Annotated in this window: 25 protein-coding genes; 17 read left to right on the forward strand and 8 right to left on the reverse strand. The window is 59.4% G+C overall.

Going from position 1 to position 21,214, the window contains the following annotated elements; translation table 11 throughout:
* The 11 genes from AB7M32_RS10355 to recX all read left to right on the forward strand — a co-directional run bounded on the left by AB7M32_RS10355 (position 1) and on the right by recX (position 8,108).
* Entirely contained in the window at positions 1–1,152 is a 1,152-nt protein-coding gene (locus tag AB7M32_RS10355; RefSeq protein WP_454249839.1) for a phage tail protein, read from the forward strand.
* Positions 1,149–1,658, forward strand: a complete 510-nt coding sequence (locus AB7M32_RS10360; protein WP_454249840.1) for a phage tail protein — start codon at positions 1,149–1,151, stop codon at positions 1,656–1,658. Before AB7M32_RS10355 ends, AB7M32_RS10360 begins: the two co-directional genes overlap by 4 nt.
* Positions 1,659–1,683: 25 nt before the next feature.
* Entirely contained in the window at positions 1,684–2,784 is a 1,101-nt protein-coding gene (locus tag AB7M32_RS10365) for a phage tail protein (RefSeq protein ID WP_454249841.1), read from the forward strand.
* 7 nt (positions 2,785–2,791) lie between these two features.
* Positions 2,792–3,352, forward strand: coding sequence for a tail fiber assembly protein (locus AB7M32_RS10370; RefSeq protein WP_454249842.1), 561 nt, complete (start codon positions 2,792–2,794; stop codon positions 3,350–3,352).
* 119 nt (positions 3,353–3,471) lie between these two features.
* Positions 3,472–4,371 (forward strand): gp53-like domain-containing protein, encoded by a 900-nt coding sequence (locus AB7M32_RS10375; protein ID WP_454249843.1) that lies wholly within the window; start codon positions 3,472–3,474, stop codon positions 4,369–4,371.
* Positions 4,372–4,818, forward strand: a complete 447-nt coding sequence (locus AB7M32_RS10380) for a phage tail assembly chaperone (protein ID WP_454249844.1) — start codon at positions 4,372–4,374, stop codon at positions 4,816–4,818. It begins immediately after the preceding gene.
* A 24-nt stretch (positions 4,819–4,842) separates the two neighbouring features.
* Positions 4,843–5,406 (forward strand): glycoside hydrolase family 19 protein, encoded by a 564-nt coding sequence (locus AB7M32_RS10385; protein ID WP_454249845.1) that lies wholly within the window; start codon positions 4,843–4,845, stop codon positions 5,404–5,406.
* A complete protein-coding gene (locus AB7M32_RS10390; RefSeq protein ID WP_454249846.1) occupies positions 5,388–5,924 on the forward strand; it encodes a lysis system i-spanin subunit Rz in 537 nt (178 codons plus the stop codon). The genes AB7M32_RS10385 and AB7M32_RS10390 overlap by 19 nt, the downstream gene beginning before the upstream one ends.
* Positions 5,925–5,995: 71 nt before the next feature.
* A complete protein-coding gene (locus tag AB7M32_RS10395; protein ID WP_454249847.1) occupies positions 5,996–6,496 on the forward strand; it encodes a CinA family protein in 501 nt (166 codons plus the stop codon).
* Between the two features lie 83 nt (positions 6,497–6,579).
* Positions 6,580–7,632 (forward strand): recombinase RecA, encoded by a 1,053-nt coding sequence (gene recA / locus AB7M32_RS10400; protein WP_003198351.1) that lies wholly within the window; start codon positions 6,580–6,582, stop codon positions 7,630–7,632.
* Between the two features lie 8 nt (positions 7,633–7,640).
* On the forward strand, positions 7,641–8,108 hold the full coding sequence (gene recX / locus AB7M32_RS10405) for a recombination regulator RecX (RefSeq protein ID WP_454249848.1): 468 nt from the start codon (positions 7,641–7,643) through the stop codon (positions 8,106–8,108).
* A 47-nt stretch (positions 8,109–8,155) separates the two neighbouring features.
* Here the strand turns inward: recX and AB7M32_RS10410 are convergent, their stop codons facing one another.
* Positions 8,156–9,274, reverse strand: coding sequence for an LOG family protein (locus AB7M32_RS10410; protein WP_454249849.1), 1,119 nt, complete (start codon positions 9,272–9,274; stop codon positions 8,156–8,158).
* Positions 9,275–9,728: 454 nt separating this feature from the next.
* Between AB7M32_RS10410 and AB7M32_RS10415 the strand changes: the two genes are divergently transcribed.
* Positions 9,729–9,923 (forward strand): hypothetical protein, encoded by a 195-nt coding sequence (locus AB7M32_RS10415; protein WP_072410549.1) that lies wholly within the window; start codon positions 9,729–9,731, stop codon positions 9,921–9,923.
* Here AB7M32_RS10415 and AB7M32_RS10420 read toward each other — a convergent pair whose 3' ends face one another.
* Positions 9,924–10,346, reverse strand: coding sequence for a quorum-sensing-regulated virulence factor family protein (locus tag AB7M32_RS10420; RefSeq protein ID WP_003198359.1), 423 nt, complete (start codon positions 10,344–10,346; stop codon positions 9,924–9,926).
* Positions 10,347–10,530: 184 nt separating this feature from the next.
* On the opposite strand from AB7M32_RS10420, the gene AB7M32_RS10425 reads away from it, so the two are divergent.
* The 3 genes from AB7M32_RS10425 to AB7M32_RS10435 all read left to right on the forward strand — a co-directional run bounded on the left by AB7M32_RS10425 (position 10,531) and on the right by AB7M32_RS10435 (position 12,577).
* Positions 10,531–11,277 (forward strand): tRNA-uridine aminocarboxypropyltransferase, encoded by a 747-nt coding sequence (locus tag AB7M32_RS10425; RefSeq protein WP_454249850.1) that lies wholly within the window; start codon positions 10,531–10,533, stop codon positions 11,275–11,277.
* Between the two features lie 211 nt (positions 11,278–11,488).
* A complete protein-coding gene (gene erdR, locus AB7M32_RS10430; RefSeq protein ID WP_454249851.1) occupies positions 11,489–12,142 on the forward strand; it encodes a response regulator transcription factor ErdR in 654 nt (217 codons plus the stop codon).
* A 72-nt stretch (positions 12,143–12,214) separates the two neighbouring features.
* Positions 12,215–12,577, forward strand: a complete 363-nt coding sequence (locus AB7M32_RS10435) for a diacylglycerol kinase (protein ID WP_053118952.1) — start codon at positions 12,215–12,217, stop codon at positions 12,575–12,577.
* A gap of 4 nt (positions 12,578–12,581) precedes the next feature.
* Here the strand turns inward: AB7M32_RS10435 and AB7M32_RS10440 are convergent, their stop codons facing one another.
* Positions 12,582–13,508 carry a LysR family transcriptional regulator gene (locus AB7M32_RS10440; protein ID WP_024617637.1) on the reverse strand — a complete coding sequence of 309 codons (927 nt, stop codon included), beginning with the start codon at positions 13,506–13,508 and terminating at the stop codon, positions 12,582–12,584.
* 121 nt (positions 13,509–13,629) lie between these two features.
* Here AB7M32_RS10440 and fpr point away from each other — a divergent pair, with 121 nt between their 5' ends.
* Positions 13,630–14,409, forward strand: coding sequence for a ferredoxin-NADP reductase (gene fpr, locus AB7M32_RS10445; protein WP_003184787.1), 780 nt, complete (start codon positions 13,630–13,632; stop codon positions 14,407–14,409).
* Positions 14,410–14,591: 182 nt separating this feature from the next.
* Here fpr and tsaA read toward each other — a convergent pair whose 3' ends face one another.
* The 5 genes from tsaA to rimO all read right to left on the reverse strand — a co-directional run bounded on the left by tsaA (position 14,592) and on the right by rimO (position 18,580).
* On the reverse strand, positions 14,592–15,290 hold the full coding sequence (tsaA, locus tag AB7M32_RS10450) for a tRNA (N6-threonylcarbamoyladenosine(37)-N6)-methyltransferase TrmO (RefSeq protein ID WP_454249852.1): 699 nt from the start codon (positions 15,288–15,290) through the stop codon (positions 14,592–14,594).
* A gap of 13 nt (positions 15,291–15,303) precedes the next feature.
* Positions 15,304–15,765 carry a YehS family protein gene (locus tag AB7M32_RS10455; protein ID WP_072410539.1) on the reverse strand — a complete coding sequence of 154 codons (462 nt, stop codon included), beginning with the start codon at positions 15,763–15,765 and terminating at the stop codon, positions 15,304–15,306.
* Between the two features lie 59 nt (positions 15,766–15,824).
* Positions 15,825–16,535: an rRNA pseudouridine synthase gene (locus AB7M32_RS10460; RefSeq protein WP_454249853.1), complete on the reverse strand. Its 711-nt coding sequence runs from the start codon at positions 16,533–16,535 to the stop codon at positions 15,825–15,827.
* A gap of 83 nt (positions 16,536–16,618) precedes the next feature.
* Positions 16,619–17,092 carry a GNAT family N-acetyltransferase gene (locus AB7M32_RS10465; protein ID WP_072410535.1) on the reverse strand — a complete coding sequence of 158 codons (474 nt, stop codon included), beginning with the start codon at positions 17,090–17,092 and terminating at the stop codon, positions 16,619–16,621.
* Between the two features lie 147 nt (positions 17,093–17,239).
* Positions 17,240–18,580 (reverse strand): 30S ribosomal protein S12 methylthiotransferase RimO, encoded by a 1,341-nt coding sequence (gene rimO, locus AB7M32_RS10470; RefSeq protein WP_003198379.1) that lies wholly within the window; start codon positions 18,578–18,580, stop codon positions 17,240–17,242.
* A 335-nt stretch (positions 18,581–18,915) separates the two neighbouring features.
* On the opposite strand from rimO, the gene AB7M32_RS10475 reads away from it, so the two are divergent.
* Complete coding sequence (locus tag AB7M32_RS10475; protein ID WP_454252120.1) at positions 18,916–20,757, forward strand: potassium transporter Kup; 1,842 nt, start codon at positions 18,916–18,918, stop codon at positions 20,755–20,757.
* Positions 20,758–21,214 lie beyond the last annotated feature (457 nt).

A 21,214-nucleotide genomic window follows, 5' to 3' on the forward strand; every position in this document is an offset into this window, starting at 1 on the left:
ATGGATTATCCGAAGAGTGTGCCCAGCGCCGGACTGGTGAATGGGAAGTTCGTGGATGAAAACCCGCTGACCGGGACGCCGGGGTCGTTGATTCCGGCGGATTGGGGAAATGGGGTGACGGAGGAAATTCTGAACGTCATCAAGGCGGGTGAGCTGACGCCGGACGAGCAGAAATATGATCAGTTGCTGCAAGCAATTCGCAGTGTGTCGGCCAGGGGATGGACGCTTGATTCTGCTTTGCCGATAAGTTCGCTGCCCATGCCGACCGTGGCCACTACTGACGGACGTCTGGTGGTGACTCCCTCTGCGGTTTCAACCAGCGGCGGACGCGTTTCGATTCCCGCGGGCGTATTGATTGGCCTGGGACAGGAAGTGGTGTCGGGACAGTTGGGCAGAGTGCGTACCTTTACCACTCAGGCATGGAGCAGCGGCGATCTATTGCCGACCTCTAGCTACTTCTTGCGAGCGCAGGTGAGCGGTGGAGCGCTGACCTTCTACACGCAGCGCGGAGCCCCTCATGACTCGGCCCCCGAGGGGCTGAAGGGTATCGCCAATGGGGCTGCGGGTGGGGGCTTTCAGTCGACCCCGCTAGACATTTGCATTGCCTGGATAGTGACAGCTGGACCCGGATCGGTACCTGTCGTCAGGCTGATCTACAACCGTGCCCGGTTAATGTGGACGCAGACCGTCAATGGCAGTGGCGTGGTTTCACTACCGCTTGATCCTCACGCCCGGGCGGCACGTTTGATAGTGGGTAATCCGACGCCCCACCCCACTGGCCTTACAACTGTTGGTTTTGCTCCGGGCGGATGGCTCGGTGGTAACTACTGCTCGTTGAATCCCACGGTGGGGACATCCAGTAATTGGGATGGTTGGTCCTCCGCCGGTGCGCCGGCCTTGATTTTTTCCAGCAATGTCGTTGGCGATACTACCGTTTCGACTTTGACGGCCAGTTTTGATCACTCCGAACTACGTTCGCTGTGGCAGGTATACCAAGCCGAACATACCCTTGGGGCCGCAAATGCTGCTAGTGACGAGTTGCTATTCAGCATGGGGATCAAGACCTTTGCGCAATCGGACTATTCCAACGGCATTGCAATCAACTTTTCCGCTGCTGTGAACGTTAATTTTTCCTGGGAGTTGATTCGATGAACGTCGTTCAAGAATTGCATCAGTTCGAGGAAGGGCTGCGTCCCGCGCGGCCTTCTCCAGCCCATGACTGGAACGGTGACAGTTGGGTGCTGGATGTTGAGAAAGCGGGTGTGCTTAAACAACAGGAAGGCGAACGCCTGTGCGACAAGATCGATTCCGCTGCCGACAGCGCCCGTCGCGCCTTGGCCGGTGATCCCCTGCGCGCCCTGGAATATCGACAAGCGGCCCTTGAAGCGCAGGCCTTCAAGGATCAGGGCTACCCGAAAAAAGCCGTTCCGTTGTCGGTTTCTGCCTGGGTCGTAAAAGGGCGCACAGCCAGGCAGGCGGCGGATCAGATTCTCGCCAAGGCCGCTGAATTTGAAGCGAACCTGCTGGCGCTTCGCGAACTGCGCCTCAAGGCCAAGGCACAGATTCGCGCACACATGGCCAAAGGCAAGGCGGATCTTGCCAGCCAAGTGGCTGATGAGGTGCTTGCGACTATCCGAGCGCTATCTCTTCGCGCTTGAACCCATCCATAGAGAGCAATAAAACATGGATTATCCAAAAAGTGTTCCCAGCGTCGGGCTGGTGAACGGTCGGTTCGTGGATGAAAGTCCGCTGGCGGGCACGCCTGGATCGCTGATTCCTGCCGTATGGGGAAACAGTGTCACCCAGGAAATCCTTAGCGTGATCTCGGCGGCCGGCATGACACCCTCCGAAGCAGACACCGGACAGTTGATCAAGGCGTTGCAAACCATCCTTGGACGCAGCAGCCCGATGCGTTCGGTGATTACACGGTTATCGGTTTCAAAAGTGCTGACCGCCGAGGAATTGGGGCTTGTGCTGATCGATGCCAGTGCTGGTGCGAACACTGTAACCCTGCCGACAGCCAACGCGGCGCTTGGTGTTCGCGATGTGATTGTGCGACGTGTGGATAACAGCGGTAACCGCCTGACGGTGCGCGCTGCAGGAACTGATAGGGTTAGGTTCCACACTCACTTGGCAGCCAGTGGTTATCCATTCTTAGTGTTGATGGGTAGCGGTGACTGGTGGCATTTGCGCAGCGACGAGGCTGGGGTCTGGTGGCCGGTAAATCGCTTTGATTCGACGGCGCTGGGACGCATTTCCTTCGAGAGCACACGCCAGGTTATCCCCGGCGGGTATGCAGTGCTTAACGGTAATTTGCTGGTGCGTAGCGAATGGCCGTGGCTGTGGGACTTTGCGCAAGCGTCCGGTGCGCTAGTGACCGAAGCTGCCAGAGCGGGGAACGAAGGTGCGTGGACCAGCGGTGATGGTGCGACAACCTTTCGACTTCCCGATATTCGTGGCGAGTTCTTGCGCGTGTTGGATGAGGCCCGAGGCGTAGATGTTGATCGTTCGGCGGGCAGCAGACAAATGTATGCCCTTGAAAGTCACAACCACTTTTTGCCTACCAGTTCGGGTAGTGCTAATCGTCCGGGGCCTGGTATTGCTGATGGCTCTTGGGACGTGACTCGTGACGTTAATGCTGCTCCTGCAACGGGGATAGTTGGTACGACGTATCCCAATCCACTTTTCTTTTCCAGTGGCGAACTTGTAGGCAATATCGGCACTTTCAGCACTGAAACTCGCCCTAGAAACATTGCCTATCCCGCCCGAATCAAGCTGATCTGAGGCCATTATGTATATTTATCTGTTTGACGGCTCAGGTGTTCTATCTGGCCCGATAGAACTTTTCGTCACCCCCGGCATGGGCATTCAAATCCCAAGTAACGGCATCCAGCTTTCCTTCGAATTACCCGCTGCCCAAGAGCACCATTCATGGGTCATGGTGAACGGCGTTCCGCGAGAGATGGTGGACTGGCGTGGGTCGGTTTATCGCAAGGACAACGGCGCTCATTTGCAATGGACCGAGTTCGGCGAATTGCCGGAGATGTACACCGCCGAGCCCTGGCCCGGTAACTATTACATCTGGCGTGATAACGCCTGGGTCTTTGATGAAACGCTGAAACTGGCCGACATCAAGCGCGAAGTGTTATCCAAACGCGACAAATTGCTGCGGGACGCGGTTCAGAAAATCGCTCCCTTCCAGTACGCCGAAGACATCGGCGAGGCCAGTGACCAGGAACAGCTGACGTTGCTGGACTGGAAACTCTACAGCGTCGAATTGAACCGCATCCAGCATCAAGCCGGTTTCCCAACCGACATCACCTGGCCGGTCGTGCCTGAGTCCGCTGTTTAAACCCAATACAGGTTGGACGGCTAAGAAACGTTCATTCTTCCCAGACGCTGTTGGCGCGAGTCAACAGGCGAGGCTTTCTATTGCCGTTTTCGACCGTTTGAAATTTAAAGGAGAGGAACTTGGATTATCCCAAAAGTGTGCCCAGTGCGGGCCTGGTGAATGGTCGGTTCGTGGATGAGGATCCACTGGCAGGTACGCCGGGATCATTGATCCCCGCCAGTTGGGGGAATGGCGTCACGCAAGAGGTGCTTAATGTCATTCAAGCCGCCGGGTTGACACCGTCGGAACAACTGAACAATCAGTTATTGACAGCATTGCGAGGCAGCGGGTTATTCACCACCGCTCCACAGTTCGACAACGACAGATCCGTGGCGACTACGGAGTTCGTGAGACGCAGCGGGCTCCAGTATTCCGGCTTTACTGCATACGCGACCAATACCGCGTTGACAGTGGCTCACATCGGCGGGGTCGTCAGTTTCGCTAGTGCGACACCGATCAGCGCGACGTTGCCCGATACAGCCGGAGTCATGCATGGGGCGACGCTCAACCTTATCAATGTGGGAACCGGCGTGGTGACCGTTTTGACGGCCTCGGCTGTCGATACGATAGGTTCGTCAAGTGCGGCATTGGGACCGATCGATCTGGGGCGGGGTGAAACAGCGGAGTTCATTAAACTGGACAACCAATGGCGGTTGATCGGCGGCACCATTCTGCTGAAGTACACCTCGTTGTTTTCGGGCCAGCTCGGTAATCCGGGTTACCAGAAATATGCCAGTGGAAACATCGACCAGTGGGGCTTCGGTACGACCGATGCCAATGGCGAGGTCTTCGTTACTTTTCCCATTTCCTTTCCCAACGCCTTCGTCTCGGCAGTGGCGACTCACGCGGGCGGCGACTCAGCCATCGTGATTGTGGTGGGCGGGACAGCCACACGGCAAGGCGTACGTCTGAAAGTCCGAAACTATGTAGGGCAAGTAGCGGCTGGATGGGGTGTCACTTATTTCGCGAAGGGTTATTGAATGAACGAATTGAGCGTGTTGTTCAGTCCAAGTACCTGCGGAGCTTATGTTCCTGGTATCAATACTTCAGACATTCCCGAAGATGTCATAGAAATCCCGCGGGCTTATTGGCTCTCGCTGCTTCAACAACTGGCCGTTTCGCCCAAGAGAATCTCAGTCAACCCAGACAACGGTTACCCCATTCTCATAGATCCGCCTCCTATGATCGCGGCCCAGGCTACTGCGAACGAGTATGCCTGGCGCAACGGCCAGCTTACGGCCACCGACCGCCTGGTAGCCCGGGATCGCGACGAAATGGACGATGGCGGCGGTACAACCCTGGACCAAACGCAATACACAGCGCTCCAGGCTTACCGTCGCGCCCTCAGGGATTGGCCGCAGAATGAGTTTTTCCCGGCCATTGAACATCGCCCGGTCGCGCCGCCCTGGCTGGCTGGGCAACTTTAATAATCTGTTTTCTATGGTCTGAGCATGGACGTTACCCAACAGCAACTCATCAAAATCATGCCTAACGCCCGCAGCCAAGCGGGCGTTTTTGTTTCCGCGCTTAACAGCGCCATGCCCCGTCACCGTATCGAAACGCCTAAACGCATCGCTGCGTTTCTGGCGCAGGTCGGCCATGAATCGGGGCAATTGCGCTATGTGCGCGAACTCGGCGGTGATCAATACCTCAGCCAGTACGACACGGGACCGTTGGCCGTGCGCCTGGGCAATACGCCCCAGGCCGACGGTGACGGTCAGAAGTACCGAGGCCGAGGGTTGATTCAGATAACCGGGCACGACAACTACCTTCGTTGCAGCCTGGGTTTGTTTGGCGACGAACGCCTGCTGGCTTTGCCGGAGCTGCTGGAGCAACCGCAATGGGCCGCTGAATCCGCGGCGTGGTTCTGGGAGCAGAACGGCTTGAACGAACTGGCCGACCGCGATCAATTCAATACCATCACCCGCCGCATCAACGGCGGTTTGAACGGCTTGGAGGAGCGCCTGCAACTCTGGGCGCGGGCGAGGGCGGTGTTATGCCAGCCTTCGGCCTGATGCCTTTTTCTGCTCGCAGCCTTGGCATTGTCGTTTTACTGGCAGTGTTGGCGGGTGGTCCGGCAATGCTCGCGTGGCGACTCCAAGATTGGCGTTATGGCCAACAATTGGCGCAACTGGCACAAGCCCAGACTGCGACGTTGAGTCAGATAAGCCAGGCGGCCGCGATGCAGCAAAAGGCCGAGCAGGACAAACGCCTCGCCCTTGAACAACAACTCTCCACCAGCGAACAAACCCATTACCGAGCCTTGAGCGATGCCCAACGTGACCAGGATCGCCTGCGCGATCGCCTTGCTACTGCCGATGTCCGGCTGTCAGTCCTCCTCGACGCCAACGATGTTGCCGCCGGTTGTGCAGTGCCTGCCGCCACCGGCGCCGGCGGCCTGGATCATGGCGCCCCACGCGCCCGACTTGACCCGGCGCATGCTCAACGAATTATCGCCATCACCGACGCCGGTGATCGCGCACTGATTGCCTTGCAGGCCTGTCAGGCCTATATCAGAGCGCTGGGTCGGTAATCCGGCGAGCCTTGCAAGCGTCGACTGCTCGTGTACGGTAGGCCTCAATCGCGTGGAATCAGGAGAGCACCATGGACGACATTACCGAACTGGCCGCTGAATTGGGCAGACGCCTACAGTTGCTCAATGCCCACGTCACCACGGCCGAGTCCTGTACGGGCGGCGGGATTGCCGAGGCGATTACCCGGATTCCCGGGAGTTCGGCCTGGTTCGAGGCCGGTTATGTCACCTATTCCAATCGCCAGAAGAGCCAGCAGCTGGAGGTGCCGGCCGAGCTGTTCGAAAAAGTCGGGGCGGTCAGCCGCGAGGTGGTCGAGGCCATGGCACAAGGCGCCCAGCGCAAAAGCCTGGCGCGTTTTGCCGTGGCGGTCAGCGGGGTGGCCGGGCCGGATGGGGGCTCGCCGAGCAAGCCGGTGGGTACCGTATGGCTCGCCTGGGCCGTCGGCCAGACGCTGATCAGCGAACAGCGCTTCTTTTCAGGCAACCGCGACGAGGTCCGCCGACAAACGGTGAAGGCCGCGCTAGAGGGGCTGCTGCAACATGCCGCTGTAGAAATCTCAAATCAGGGGTAGGCGATCCTCAATCGCTGTGGAATAATACTGGCTACTTATACAGGTGTTGGCCGTCAGGCCTTATTGATTACGTGAGGACTTTAATGGACGACAACAAGAAGAAAGCCTTGGCTGCGGCCTTGGGTCAGATCGAACGTCAATTCGGCAAGGGTGCCGTAATGCGTATGGGCGATCAGGACCGTCAGGCTATTCCTTCCATCTCCACCGGCTCCCTGGGCCTGGACATTGCGCTTGGCATCGGCGGTCTGCCAAAAGGCCGAATCGTTGAAATCTACGGTCCTGAGTCTTCCGGTAAAACCACACTGACCCTGTCCGTGATCGCCCAGGCCCAAAAAGCCGGCGCGACCTGCGCCTTCGTCGACGCCGAACACGCCCTGGACCCGGAATACGCCGGCAAACTGGGCGTCAACGTCGACGACCTGCTGGTTTCCCAGCCGGACACCGGCGAGCAGGCCCTGGAAATCACCGACATGCTGGTGCGTTCCAACGCGGTCGACGTGATCATCGTCGACTCCGTGGCGGCGCTGGTGCCAAAGGCTGAAATCGAAGGTGAAATGGGCGACATGCACGTGGGCCTCCAGGCTCGCCTGATGTCCCAGGCCCTGCGCAAGATCACCGGTAACATCAAGAACGCCAACTGCCTGGTGATCTTCATCAACCAGATCCGTATGAAGATCGGCGTGATGTTCGGCAGCCCGGAAACCACCACCGGGGGTAACGCACTGAAGTTCTACGCCTCGGTTCGCCTCGACATCCGCCGTACTGGCGCGGTGAAAGAAGGTGATGAAGTGGTCGGCAGCGAAACCCGCGTCAAGGTCGTGAAGAACAAGGTGGCTTCGCCGTTCCGTCAGGCCGAGTTCCAGATTCTTTACGGCAAGGGCATCTACCTCAATGGTGAGATGATCGACCTGGGTGTGTTGCACGGTTTCGTCGAGAAGTCGGGCGCTTGGTACGCCTACAACGGCACCAAGATCGGTCAAGGCAAGGCCAACTCGGCCAAGTTCCTGGCGGATAACCCGGAAGTTGCCGCTGCCCTCGAGAAACAACTGCGTGACAAACTGTTGAGCCCGGTCGCAGACGTCAAGTCCGTGGCTAATCGCGAGACCGCTGACGATCTGGCTGACGCTGACATCTGATCGATCCGATGACCGCCGTACTCGATACCCTCGTCGCGGTGCGGCGAACTGCGATGGACCTGCTCGCCAGGCGCGAGCACGGTCGGGTCGAGCTGACGCGTAAACTGCGTCAGCGCGGCGCGCCCGATGAATTGATCGACACGGCCCTCGACCGTTTGACTGAAGAGGGCCTGCTGTCGGAGTCCCGTTACCTGGAAAGCTTCATCGCTTATCGCGCCCGCTCCGGCTACGGTCCTTTGCGCATTCGTGAGGAGCTGGGCCAGCGCGGTTTGCAACGCCCGGATATCGAGCTCGCTTTGCGCGAAAGCGGTATCGATTGGCAGGAGCAACTGACGGACACCTGGCGTCGCAAGTTCTCAGGGCATTTGCCCATCGATGCACGAGAGCGAGCCAAGCAGGGGCGTTTCCTGGCGTACCGAGGCTACTCCATGGAAATGATCAACCGCTTGTTCAGCGGTCGCGGCATGGATGATTGAATAAAAAACGGCCCGCTATTTCGATAGCGGGCCGTTTTTTTATGGGCTCAGGTTACCTTGATCGGCTCCCAGGTAAGGGGGTGGGTCTTTTGGGCAGGTTGGGCCCAGTTTTCCGGCAGGTTGATGTAGTCCACCAATTCCCTCAAGCGACCATGATTACGGGCGTTGAAAGTGAATGTCAGACGTGTCAGATGACTGAACCGGGCCTCGTCGTGCTCTTCACCGCTGTAGTCATGTTGATGAAAACAATCGTTCAGGCACAGGTCGGCGAAATCTACCTGCATCTGCTGCAGTGCCTGTTCGCTTAGCTTGTGATTCATGCGGATCACGAACTGATGCTTGAGCCAGCGACTGGAGTGGAAGTTGCGGTAGAACTGGTTGATCTCTTCCACGGCCTCTTCGGCGTTGTACACCAGGCGCATGAGCTTCATGTCGGTGGGCAGGATGTAGCGATTTTCCTCCAACTGCTCGCGGATAAAGTCCAGGGCGCTTTGCCAGAACTTGCCCCCGGGAACATCCAGCAGGACCACCGGTACCAGTGGGCTTTTACCGGTCTGGACCAGCGTCAGAACTTCCAGCGCCTCGTCAAGCGTGCCGAAACCGCCAGGGCAGAGCACCAATGCATCGGCTTCCTTGACGAAAAACAGCTTGCGGGTGAAGAAGAAGTGGAACGGCAGCAGGTTCGACGTGCCTTCAACGGTCGGGTTTGCGTGCTGTTCGAAAGGCAGGGTGATATTGAATCCCAGGCTATGGTCCCGTCCCGCGCCTTCATGGGCAGCGGCCATGATGCCACCGCCGGCACCGGTGATGACCATCATGTCCGAGCGGGCCAGCGAAGCGCCCAACTCTCGGGCCAGGCCGTACAGCGGATGTTCGATAGGCGTTCGGGCCGAGCCGAAAACCGTGACCTTGCGCCGGCCCTTGAATTGTTCGAGCGTACGGAAGGCGTGTTCCAATTCCCTCAGGGTCTGCAGCGTGATCTTGGCATTCCAGCGGTTGTGATCTTCCTGGGCCATGCGCAGCACAGTCAGGATCATGTCACGGTAAATGGGGAGGTTGGGGCTGTTGGGAGACACCAGGTTGAGTTGTTCTTCGACCTTGTGGGTAAGGTCGTGGCCGTGGTTCTCAAAATGACGACTGAGCAGGTCATTCGGTTTATAAGGCATTCAACTTCTCCTTCTTAACAGGACCCTGGCCCGGATGAGAGATTCATCAGGACCACGACACTTCGTGTGTCGTCGTCAGCCCAGGCAGCGGCCTGGAGGTTGACCTGGCTTGACGCGGTCTGCAGCAGGGCGACCAAGCCATCCAGCGGGTTCTGTTTTTCCCTTTTAATGAAAACAAGCACACCAAGGTGTTGGTCGGGCAGCCTCTTTCTGCCCGATGCAAATACTCAGAATACTTTTGAATCTAGCCGATCTTTGCTGTCCTGATCATGGCGCTCAAAAGTGACCGTTGGCAACCGCTGGATAAGTGCACCGCCATATCGCGCCGCTCGTCAGATTGCCGGCCGGGTGCGTGCCGCTCTGATTTACTGATAACAAGCGTGGCAATGCAATTTGGCGCTCAGGGCTGGTGCTACGTGATGGATTGAAGCGGACGGGCATGGAGGCGGGAGAGATGACCAGGGTGACTCTGGAGCTCGACAGGCAGTTGTACTTGATGTTGTTGGAATCGGCACAGGCCAATCGGGTGAGTCTTGAGGAGGAATGCTGTCGTCGACTGGAAGGGCGGGCATGGCGCTCGCGCTACCTGCAGGCGCTGGTAGCGGAATTGCGCGCCGACGATGAGCAGCGGCGCGCAAGCTCGGGTTGATTACTTCTTCGTCTTGGCGGGTTTCGGGCAATCCGATTCCTGGAAGCGCTCGGTCGCGACCGGGCGGTTGGTCTTAACCTCGGTGAATTCGTAGCGCATTGTCGCGCCCTTGGCCATCAACTTGCGGAAGCCCGGATTGGTGCACACCGTGGAGCCCAACTGGAAATACACGGCCTTGGGGTCTGCGCGCATTTTCTGGGCATGGCTGCTTTGCACGCTGAGGTGGTTGATCAGCTCGGTGCCTTCGACGGTATACCCCTGATCGAGAATGTCTTCGTTGATTGCCCGCGGCGTACCGACGCTACTTTCCTTGGCAACGTTCTGCAGCATCTTGTTCAGTTCGAGTTCTTTCAGCGAGGCAGCCTGAGCGCTGAAGGACGTCGCCAGCAGAACGGCAACGGTAGGGACGATAAGGCGCAGCATGAAACTCTCCTGGTTCAGTGACTGGTGGTTCGACCGATCACATGACTGTGCGTTCAGTGGCCGGGGATTATAGGGGAGCTCGGGTGGACGGTACAGGCTCGTGCGCTCTGGTAGACTGCCGGCCTTTATTGCCCTGCCGAGTGTTGTTCGTGTCGAGTTTTTCTGTCTGTCGGCGTCGCCCACGATGAATCACGCCCCTAACGCCGTAGCCCGCCTGCGCGACCAGCGCATCGATGAAGGGATCAAGCCGATCCAGGCCCGAGGCTGGCGCGCCCCCCGTTGCAGCGCCTGCCGGGTGATCGAGAGCCATTGCCTGTGCGCTTGGCGTCCGAGCGTTGAAACCCGTTCCGGGGTCTGCCTGATAATGACCAACAAGGAAGTGTTCAAACCGAGCAACACCGGTTGGCTGATCGCCGACGTGGTGCGCGACAACCATGCGTTCATCTGGTCGCGCACGGAGGTCGATGAGCAACTGCTGACGTTGCTGAACGATCCGCAATGGCAGCCGTACCTGGTGTTTCCGGGCGAATACGTCGAGCCATCGCGGGTCACCCACACGGTGGACCTCGATCAGTCCAAGCGCCCGTTGTTCATTCTGCTGGACGCGACTTGGACGGAGGCACGGAAGATTTTCCGTAAAAGCCCGTATTTCGATCGGCTGCCGATCCTGAGCCTGCTGCCCGACAAACTGTCGCGCTACCGTTTGCGTCGTTCGACCCGCAGCGAGCACCTGTGCACTGCGGAAGTGGCGGCGTTGTGTCTGGAGTTGGCGGGGGACAGCAATGCCGCGTCGGCCCTGGATGCCTATTTCGATGTGTTCAGCCAGCATTACCTGGGCGCCAAGGGCCAGCAGGAGGTCAATGTGTCGACCCCGGCCCATGCCGAGTTGCAACCCTTCATTCGTACGTCGCACACAGTATTGGCTCAATAGTGGCCCATACTGGACTCAGGGGCGGCCGTGCTGCTTGACCACCCCGGCTTCGCTGGGCATGCTTGGCGCCGACCAGGGCGCCGCCCGTGTTGAAACGTCATGTTTGGCATTGCACGTGCCCTGTGGATGCCGCCGCAGGGCGGTGTCTTGAGTTGTCTTGGCGAGGTGCGAATGCTTCGGGCCTGCCATTAAAAACAGGATCATTTGAAAAATGGCCACATACGAAATCCTGATTGCCGATGACCACCCGCTCTTTCGCAGCGCGTTGCATCAGGCAGTGACCCTGGGCCTTGGCCCGGATGTCCGATTGACGGAGGTGGCCAGTATCGCGGAACTGGAGGTCCAGTTGACAGCGAAGTCCGATTGGGACCTGGTGCTGCTGGATCTGAACATGCCCGGTGCCTACGGTTTTTCAGGTCTGGTGCTGTTGCGTGGCCAATACCCGCAGATCCCCGTGGTCATGGTCTCGGCCCAGGAAGAAGCGTCAGTGATGGTCAAGGCCCGGGAGTTCGGCGCCAGTGGCTTCATCCCCAAGTCCAGCTCCCTTGAAATGATTCAAAAGGCCGTGAAGGCGGTCCTGGACGGCGATGTCAGCTGGCCGCCCCAGGCGTTTGAAGCCGTGAGTGTGTCCGAGGAAGCCAAGGCCGCCAGTGCGGGCCTGGCCAGCCTCACGCCACAGCAGTTTCGAGTGTTGACCATGGTCTGCGAAGGCCTGCTGAACAAGCAGATTGCCTATGAATTGAACGTGTCGGAGGCCACTATCAAGGCCCACGTCACGGCGATCTTCCGTAAACTGAACGTACGCACCCGGACCCAGGCGGCCCTGCTGCTGCAACAACTTGAGTCAATTTCGCCGCAGGCTTAATGCGCTGCTTCACGCTTTTTTGACCGGGTTTGAATTAGTTTCTCCACTCCTTTTCGATCAGTTGCTCACTCTATGTCACCTTTTAAAGGCCAGACCGGCCTGAAACGCATCCTCAACGCCTCCGGCTATTCCTTGGACGGGCTGCGCGCGGCTTTTGTCGGCGAAGCGGCTTTCCGTCAGTTGGTGCTGCTCAACGTCGTGCTGATTCCGTTGTCCTTCTTCCTGAACGTCAGCCGTGTCGAACAGGCGCTGCTGATTGCCGTGTGCCTGCTGGCATTGATCGTGGAATTGCTCAACTCGGCGGTGGAGGCGGCCATCGACCGCATCTCCCTGGAGCTGCACCCGTTGTCGAAAAACGCCAAGGACATGGGCAGCGCTGCCCAGTTCGTCGCCCTGACGATGATCGCGTTGGTGTGGGGCCTGATCCTGCTGTAACGGCTCAGGCAATGGCCGGTAGCACGATTTCGTCGCTGCGCTGGGCCCCGGCGGTGAACGCACGGCACAATTCGAGAAATTCACGCATGGCGGAGGTCTGGTACTTCTGTTTATGCCAGATGAAGTAGAACTGCCGCGCCAGGTCCATGTCCGGTGTTTCCACTGCGACGAGGCTGCCGCGGCGGAAGGCGTCGCGCAGGGCCAGGCGTGAGATGCAGCCAATGCCCAGGCCGGATTCAACGGCGCGCTTGATCGCTTCGGTGTGTTCCAGCTCCAGGCGGATGTTCAATGCGCTGCGGTGGTGGCGCATGGCCTGGTCGAAAGTCAGTCGCGTGCCCGAACCCTGTTCCCGCAGAATCCAGGCTTCATGGGTCAATTCCTCCATGGTCGCCTGGCCGCGCTTGGCCAGCGGGTGTTGAGGAGCGCAGAACACCACCAGTTCGTCCTCGACCCAGCTTTGCACTTCGATGTCCGGATGGCTGCAGTCGCCTTCGATTAGACCCAGATCAATTTCATAGTGGGCAACCTGGTGCACGATATTGGCAGTGTTCTGCACGTGCAGCTTCACCTGGCTTTCCGGATGGCGCTGCATGAACCCGCCGATCAACAAGGTCGCCAGGTAATTGCCGATGGTCAGCGTCGCGCCGACCGCCAGTGAGCCGAAACCGGACTTGCCATTGAGCAGGTCTTCGATCTCCTTGGCCTGGTCCAGCAGCGCCACCGCCTGGGGCAGCAACTGTTTGCCCAGGGCATTGAGGCTCAGGCGTTTGCCGGCACGGTCGAACAGCTGGCAGCTCGATTGGCGCTCCAGTTCGGTGATGGAGGTGCTGGCCGCCGACTGCGACAGGTTGAGCTGGCCCGCAGCGCGAGACACGCTTTCTTGCTGGGCGACGGCGACGAAGACTTGAAGTTGACGTAGAGTAAATCGCATATCGATATAACCGATAACCCTTATCTTAATAATCCATTTAACAGATATTGTCGCCGCCATTAGAATGCGATGCAATTGCGCAGATTATCGGCGCAGGCATCATTCCCAGGAGTCCCCGTACATGAGCAACATGAACCACGAGCGTGTCCTCAGTGTTCATCACTGGAACGACACTCTGTTCAGCTTCAAGTGCACCCGCGATCCGGGCCTGCGCTTCGAGAACGGTCAGTTCGTGATGATCGGCCTGCAACAGCCCAACGGCCGCCCGCTTATGCGCGCTTACTCGATTGCCAGCCCGAACTGGGAAGAGCATCTCGAATTCTTCAGCATCAAGGTGCCCGATGGTCCGCTGACTTCCCAGTTGCAGCACCTGAAGGAAGGCGACGAGATCATCATCAGCAAGAAACCCACCGGCACCCTCGTGCTGGACGATCTCAAGCCTGGCAAGCATTTGTACCTGCTCAGCACCGGCACCGGCCTGGCGCCGTTCATGAGCGTCATCCAGGATCCGGAAACCTATGAGCGTTTCGAAAAAGTGATCCTGTGCCACGGCGTGCGTTACGTCAATGAAGTCGCTTACCGCGAATTCATCACCGAGCACTTGCCGCAGAACGAGTTCTTCGGCGAAGCCCTGCGTGACAAGCTGATCTACTACCCGACCGTGACGCGCGAGCCGTTCGAGAACGAAGGCCGGCTGACCGACCTGATGCGCAGTGGCAAGCTGTTCCGCGACATCGGTCTGCCACCGATCAACCCGCAGGACGACCGCGCCATGCTGTGCGGCAGCCCGAGCATGCTCGACGAGACCAGTGAAGTGCTCAACAGCTTCGGCCTGACCGTTTCTCCGCGTATGCGCGAGCCGGGTGACTACCTGATCGAGCGGGCGTTTGTAGAGAAGTAAGCTGTTGTGGTGACTGGTAGATCGCCATCGCGAGCAAGCTCGCTCCCACATGGGGACTTGGATTGAATCCACCTGTGGGAGCGAGCTTGCTCGCGATGGCAGCGACTCGGTCCAACTGACTGAGCATAAAAAAAGCCCGCGCCGCCTGATAAAGGCCGCGCGGGCTTTTTCGTTTCCGGGTTTTATTTAACGGCAGGAACGACTTCCAATACCCGGATCAGCCCCGGTTGCGGGTAACGCCAGCGAACGTCCACATCCCAGAACTGCGCGCCATATTCCCGTTCGGCTGTGGGAATCTGGTACGCCGGGCGTGGGTCTTGGGCCAGGCATTGTTCAATCAACTCCACCAACGGCTCTTCCAGGCGCGAGGCATGTTCGTGTGCTTGAACCCGGGCGGTGTCCGCCCATTGCACCGCGATCAACTCAGGCGCGGCGCTGGCGATGCTATTGGAGGCCGAGCCGATGATGTCGGCGTAGGGCACGTAGGGCTTGATGTCGAGCACCGGCGTGCCGTCCAGCAAATCGATACCCGAGAGCCACAGGCGCCCGGCTTCGACCCGTTCCAGCTTCACGACCGACTGGCCAATACCATTGGGGCGATGGGTGGCGCGGGTGGCGAACACGCCCATGGACTTGTTGCCGCCCAGGCGTGGCGGCCGCACTTTCAAGCGTGGCTTGTCCTCCAGGGTCTGGTGGAACAGGAACAGCAGCCAGACATGGCTGACCTGCTCCAGGCCTTGCACCGCCTCGCCCTGGTCGAACGGCGCCACCAACTCCAGCACACCGCGTGCGGCCGGAGCCAGTTGCGGTTGGCGGGGGATGGCGAACTTTTCCTTGAAGCAGGAGCGGACGAAGCCGATGGGAGAGACGCTGTAGGTCATTTTTGGCTGCTGTTTAAGCCCTGACGCGCAGCGTCAGGCCCTTGAGGAAGTTGCGCAGCAATTGGTCGCCACACGGGCGGTAGTTGGTGTGGCCGAATTTGCGGAACAGCGCGCTCAGTTCCGGCTTGGACACCGGGAACTCGGCGGCCTTGAGGATGGCGTGCATGTCGTCTTCCTTCAGCTCGAAGGCCACCCGCAGTTTCTTGAGGATGATGTTGTTGGTCACCGGCACTTCGATCGGCTGGGGCGGACGGCTTTCGTCCTTGCCACGCTTGAAGATCACCAGGCCATCGAGAAAATGCGCCATGACCTCGTCAGGGCAGAACACGAAGCCTTCTTCCTCGTCTTTCTTGAGGTAGCCCGCCAGGTCCGCCAGGGAGACGTCCAGGCCGCCCAGCTTGATGATCTCGATGACTTTCTTGTCGCTGATGTCGAGCATGTAGCGCACGCTGCGCAGTACGTCGTTGTGAATCATGTGTGCAGTCCTGATCAATCGGCAGTGGGCGCCTGCGTTCGGTGCGGCGCCGGAAAAAATTAGAATTTCTCTTTGGCGGACAGGTAGCGCCACTGGCCCAGCGGCACTTTGCCGATGGACACGCCGCCGATGCGGATACGGCGAATGGCGATGACCTTGAGCCCGACCGCCTGGCAAAACAGAGCGATCACGCCGGGCTGCGGGTTTTTCATGGCAAAGCGCAGGCGGTTCTCGTTCTGCCAGCTGGCCTTGACCGCCGGCAGCTCCTTGCCCTTGTAGGTCAAGCCATGGTTCAGGCGATTGAGGCCATGGGCGACCATTTCGCCTTCGACTTCCACCACGTATTCCTGCTCGATCTTGGCGGCGTCGGCGGTGAGCTTGCGCAAGATCTTCCAATCCTGGGTGAACACCAGCAGCCCGCTGGCGTTGGCTTGCAGGTCGGCACTGGCGGTCAGGCGCAGGAAATGGCCCTTGAGGGGCCGCTTGCCGAAGCGATGTTCTTCGCTCAGGGTCTGCGGTCCAAGAGAGGCCATCGCGGTGTCTACGTCCATGCCCGCCGGGACGTTCAGCAGGAGTGTCACCGGCTCCGGCGCGGTGGCCTTGGCCTCGGGGTCGAGTTCGACCTTCTGGGTCGTTACCTTGAACTGCGGCTCGTCGATCACTTCGCCATCCACGGTGACCCAGCCGCCCTCGATGAACAGCTCAGCCTCGCGACGGGAACAGCCGACGAGTTCGATGAGGCGTTTGGAGAGACGAATCGGGTCAGTCATGACGGGGGCCGTAACAAAAAGAGGGTGGGCATTGTACCTGCCTGGGGCCGGTTAATCGCGGGTCCATTTGCCTCATGCAACTTTTAGCCGCGTCCGGCCTTCAGGTCGGGCTGCTTGTAGCGCATGTGCAGCAGTGGGTAGGGCTGGTTCATGCCATCTTTTGCCGAGCGCCCTACCACTTCGAAGCCTTGCTTGAGGTAAAAGCCCAAGGCTTGCGGGTTCTGTTCGTTGACGTCCAGTTGGTTGGCGTTCAGGTGTTCCATGGCGTAGCGCAGCAACAGCTTGCCCAGGCCCTGGCCACGGTGTTGCGGGGCTATGAAGAGCATCTCGACCTTGCCAGCCGCGACACCGGCGAAACCGGTGATCCGCTGGCGTGCGTCCCGGGTGCAAATGAGCATCACCGCATCCAGGTAACGGGTGAGCACCAGGTTTTTCAGCAGTTCGATGTAGCTGTCCGGCAGAAACTCATGGGTGGCCCGCACCGAGGCCTCCCAAACCTGGGTCAGTTCCTGGTAATCGCTCGGTTTCGGTGTATGGATGACCGAATGCTGGCGCATGTCCGCCTGTTCCTTGTGCTGGATGTGCTGGTTTCTCCATACAATAGCCGTAAAAAAGCCCCGCATCCTGTGAGGATGGCGAGGCTTTTCAAATTTTCGGCGATCAAAGAACCACAGGTATTGCAGCAGCCTGTAAAGCGCGGCAGATCAACCGATCTGCTCAGCCCACAAGTCATACTCATCGGCGTCGGTCACCTTGCACCAGACCTTGTCCCCTGGCTTGAGGTTGCTGCCGTTGTCGATGAAGACGTTGCCGTCGATTTCCGGCGCGTCGAAGAAGCAGCGGCCCACGGCGCCTTGCTCGTCCACTTCATCCACCAGCACTTCGATTTCACGGCCGATGCGCATTTGCAGGCGCGCCGAGCTGATGGCCTGCTGGTGCGCCATGAAGCGCTCCCAGCGGTCCTGCTTGACGTCGTCCGGCACCACGTCCAGGTCCAGGTCGTTGGCCGGTGCGCCTTCCACAGGGGAATACTGGAAGCAGCCAACGCGGTCGAGCTGGGCTTCGGTCAGCCAGTCCAAGAGGTATTGGAAGTCTTCTTCGGTTTCGCCAGGGAAGCCGACGATGAAGGTGGAGCGGATGATCAGGTCCGGGCAGATTTCGCGCCAGTTCTTGATGCGGGCCAGGGTCTTGTCTTCGAAAGCCGGGCGCTTCATGGCCTTGAGGACTTTGGGGCTGGCGTGCTGGAACGGGATGTCCAGGTACGGCAGGATCTTGCCGGCCGCCATCAGCGGGATCAGTTCGTCGACATGCGGATACGGGTAAACGTAATGCAGGCGGACCCAGACGCCCAGGGTACTGAGGGCTTCGCACAGTTCGGTCATGCGGGTTTTCACCGGCGCGCCATTCCAGAAGCCGGTGCGGTATTTCACGTCGACGCCGTAGGCGCTGGTGTCCTGGGAGATCACCAGCAGCTCCTTGACGCCGGCCTTGACCAGGCGCTGGGCTTCGTCGAGCACATCGCCCACCGGACGGCTCACCAGCTTGCCGCGCATCGACGGGATGATGCAGAAACTGCAGCTGTGGTTGCAGCCTTCGGAAATCTTCAGGTAGGCGTAGTGGCGCGGGGTCAGCTTGATGCCTTGTGGCGGCACCAGGTCGATCAGCGGGTTGTGGTCCTGGCGCGGTGGCACCACGTCATGCACGGCGTTGACCACCTGCTCGTACTGCTGTGGCCCGGTAACGGACAGCACGCTTGGGTGCACGTTGCGGATGTTGCCTTCTTCCACACCCATGCAGCCGGTGACGATGACCTTGCCGTTTTCCTTGATGGCTTCGCCGATCACTTCCAGGGACTCGGCCTTGGCCGAATCGATGAAGCCGCAGGTGTTGACCACGACCACGTCGGCGTCCTGGTACGTGGACACGACGTCATAGCCTTCCATGCGCAGCTGGGTCAGGATGCGCTCGGAGTCGACCAGAGCCTTAGGGCAACCCAGGGATACGAAGCCAACCTTCGGATTGGCGGGCGCGGTAGTGGTGGACATGTCTAACCTCGGTGTAGGGGGGATCGTCTCTTGCCGAGACAGGGCGCTTGGCGCGCCTCTGATCAAAAAGTGCGCAATTCTATCCAGGGTCGACGCACTTGACCAGCTTTATACCGGGAAATGCGACGAGTGCTGCGCTATGCTTCGCGCCTTTGCGTTCTGGCGATTGCTACAGTCAATAAAACGTCTGTAACAATACGTAAAACAGCGCATGCTGCCTCAACAAAGCATAGTGCTTCGTTCAAGAAGACAGGTCTGGGAAACGGGAGTGTTGGATGGGTCATGCAAGTAGTCAGGTGGCAGGTGCCGAGCATTCGGCAGCGAAGCCGCTGAGCATGCTGGTCGCGGCGGTCGGGGTGGTTTATGGCGACATCGGTACGAGCCCGTTGTACACCCTCAAGGAAGTGTTTTCCGGTGCCTATGGCGTGCCTGTCAATCACGATGGGGTGCTGGGGATTCTGTCGCTGATTTTCTGGTCGCTGATCTGGGTCGTGTCGATCAAGTACATGATGTTCGTGCTGCGCGCCGACAACCAGGGCGAGGGCGGGATCATGGCGCTCACCGCCCTGGCGCGGCGAGCCGCGGCGGGAAGGGCGCGACTGCGGACCTTCCTGGTGATCTGCGGCTTGATCGGCGCGGCGCTGTTCTACGGCGACAGCATGATCACGCCAGCGATCTCCGTGCTCTCGGCCATTGAAGGCCTTGGTCTGGCGTTCGAAGGCATCGATCACTGGGTAGTGCCCTTGTCGCTGGTTGTGCTGGTGGGGCTGTTCCTGATCCAGCGCCACGGCACTGCACGGATCGGCACCCTGTTTGGCCCGATCATGGTGACCTGGTTCCTGGTGCTTGGCGCCCTGGGCGTGTACGGTATCGTTCAACATCCGGAAGTGTTGCAGGCGGTGAACCCGGCCTGGGCCGTGCGTTTTTTTATCGTCCACCCGGGCATGGGCGTGGCGATCCTCGGTGCCGTGGTGCTGGCGCTGACTGGCGCCGAAGCGCTATACGCCGACATGGGGCACTTCGGCCGCAAACCGATTGCCCGTGCCTGGTTCATCCTGGTGTTGCCGGCACTGGTGCTTAATTACTTCGGTCAGGGCGCGTTGTTGCTGGGCGACCCGGAAGCGGCGCGCAACCCGTTTTATCTGCTGGCGCCGAGCTGGGCGCTGCTTCCATTGGTGGGCCTGTCGACCCTGGCCACGGTGATCGCCTCGCAAGCGGTGATTTCCGGCGCGTTCTCCCTGACGCGCCAGGCGATCCAGCTCGGTTACATCCCGCGCATGTACATCCAGCACACCTCCAGCGCCGAGCAGGGCCAGATCTATATCGGTGCGGTGAACTGGTCGCTGATGGTCGGCGTGGTGTTGCTGGTGCTGGGTTTCGAATCTTCCGGCGCGCTGGCTTCGGCCTACGGCGTGGCCGTGACCGGTACGATGCTGATGACCACGATCCTGGTGTCCGCCGTGATACTGCTGTTGTGGAAGTGGCCGCCGCTGTTGGCTGTTCCTTTGTTACTCGGTTTCCTTTTGGTGGACGGCCTGTACTTCGCCGCCAACGTGCCGAAAATCATCCAGGGCGGTGCGTTCCCGGTCATCGCCGGTATTGCCTTGTTCGTGCTGATGACCACCTGGAAGCGCGGCAAGCAATTGCTGGTGGAGCGCCTGGATGAAGGGGCGTTGCCGCTGCCGATCTTCATCAGCAGCATCCGTGTGCAGCCGCCGCACCGTGTCCAGGGCACCGCCGTGTTCCTGACCGCGCGTTCGGACGCGGTGCCTCACGCGCTGTTGCACAATCTGTTGCACAACCAGGTGCTGCATGAGCAGGTGGTGCTGTTGACAGTGGTGTACGAAGACATTCCCCGGGTGCCGCCGCAGCGGCGCTTCGAGGTCGACGCCTATGGCGAAGGGTTCTTCCGGGTGATCCTGCACTTCGGTTTCACCGACGAGCCGGACGTTCCGCAGGCGCTCAAGCTCTGTCATCTCGATGACCTGGACTTCAGCCCGATGCGCACCACCTACTTCCTCAGTCGCGAGACCGTCATCGCCTCCAAGCTTGAGGGCATGGCCCGCTGGCGCGAGATACTGTTCGCCTTCATGCTGAAAAATGCCAACGGCAACCTTCGCTTCTTCAATCTGCCGTTGAACCGGGTGATTGAACTGGGGACGCAGGTCGAGATGTAGCACCAGGAAAGCAAAAGCCCTCGTTGCCTTGCGGCGGCGGGGGCTTTTTTGTGGGCAACACAAAGGCTGATGCCAGAGTCAGCCCCTGTGGGAGCGAGCTTGCTCGCGATAGTGGAGTGTCAGTTTGCAAAGATGTTGAATCTGCCACCGCCATCGCGAGCAAGCTCGTTCCCACAGGGTAATGCTGTTCACTTAAAGCAATCGACAAGCCCGTGGCGAGGGAGCTTGCTCCCGCTGGGCTGCGAAGCGGCCCCAAAACCTGCCAAATGCGGAGAATCAGACACACCGCCCCGTCGGTTTACGACTGCTTCGCAGCCGAGCGGGAGCAAGCTCCCTCGCCACAGGTCCATCATTTTTCTTGAATGAACAGTATTAGCTCCCACAGTGGGGGGCAGTCGAGCACAAAAAGCCCCGGCAACCTTGAGGCAGCCGGGGCTTTTTGTCAGGCGTGTATCGA

Source organism: Pseudomonas sp. R151218B TE3479, from assembly GCF_053629195.1.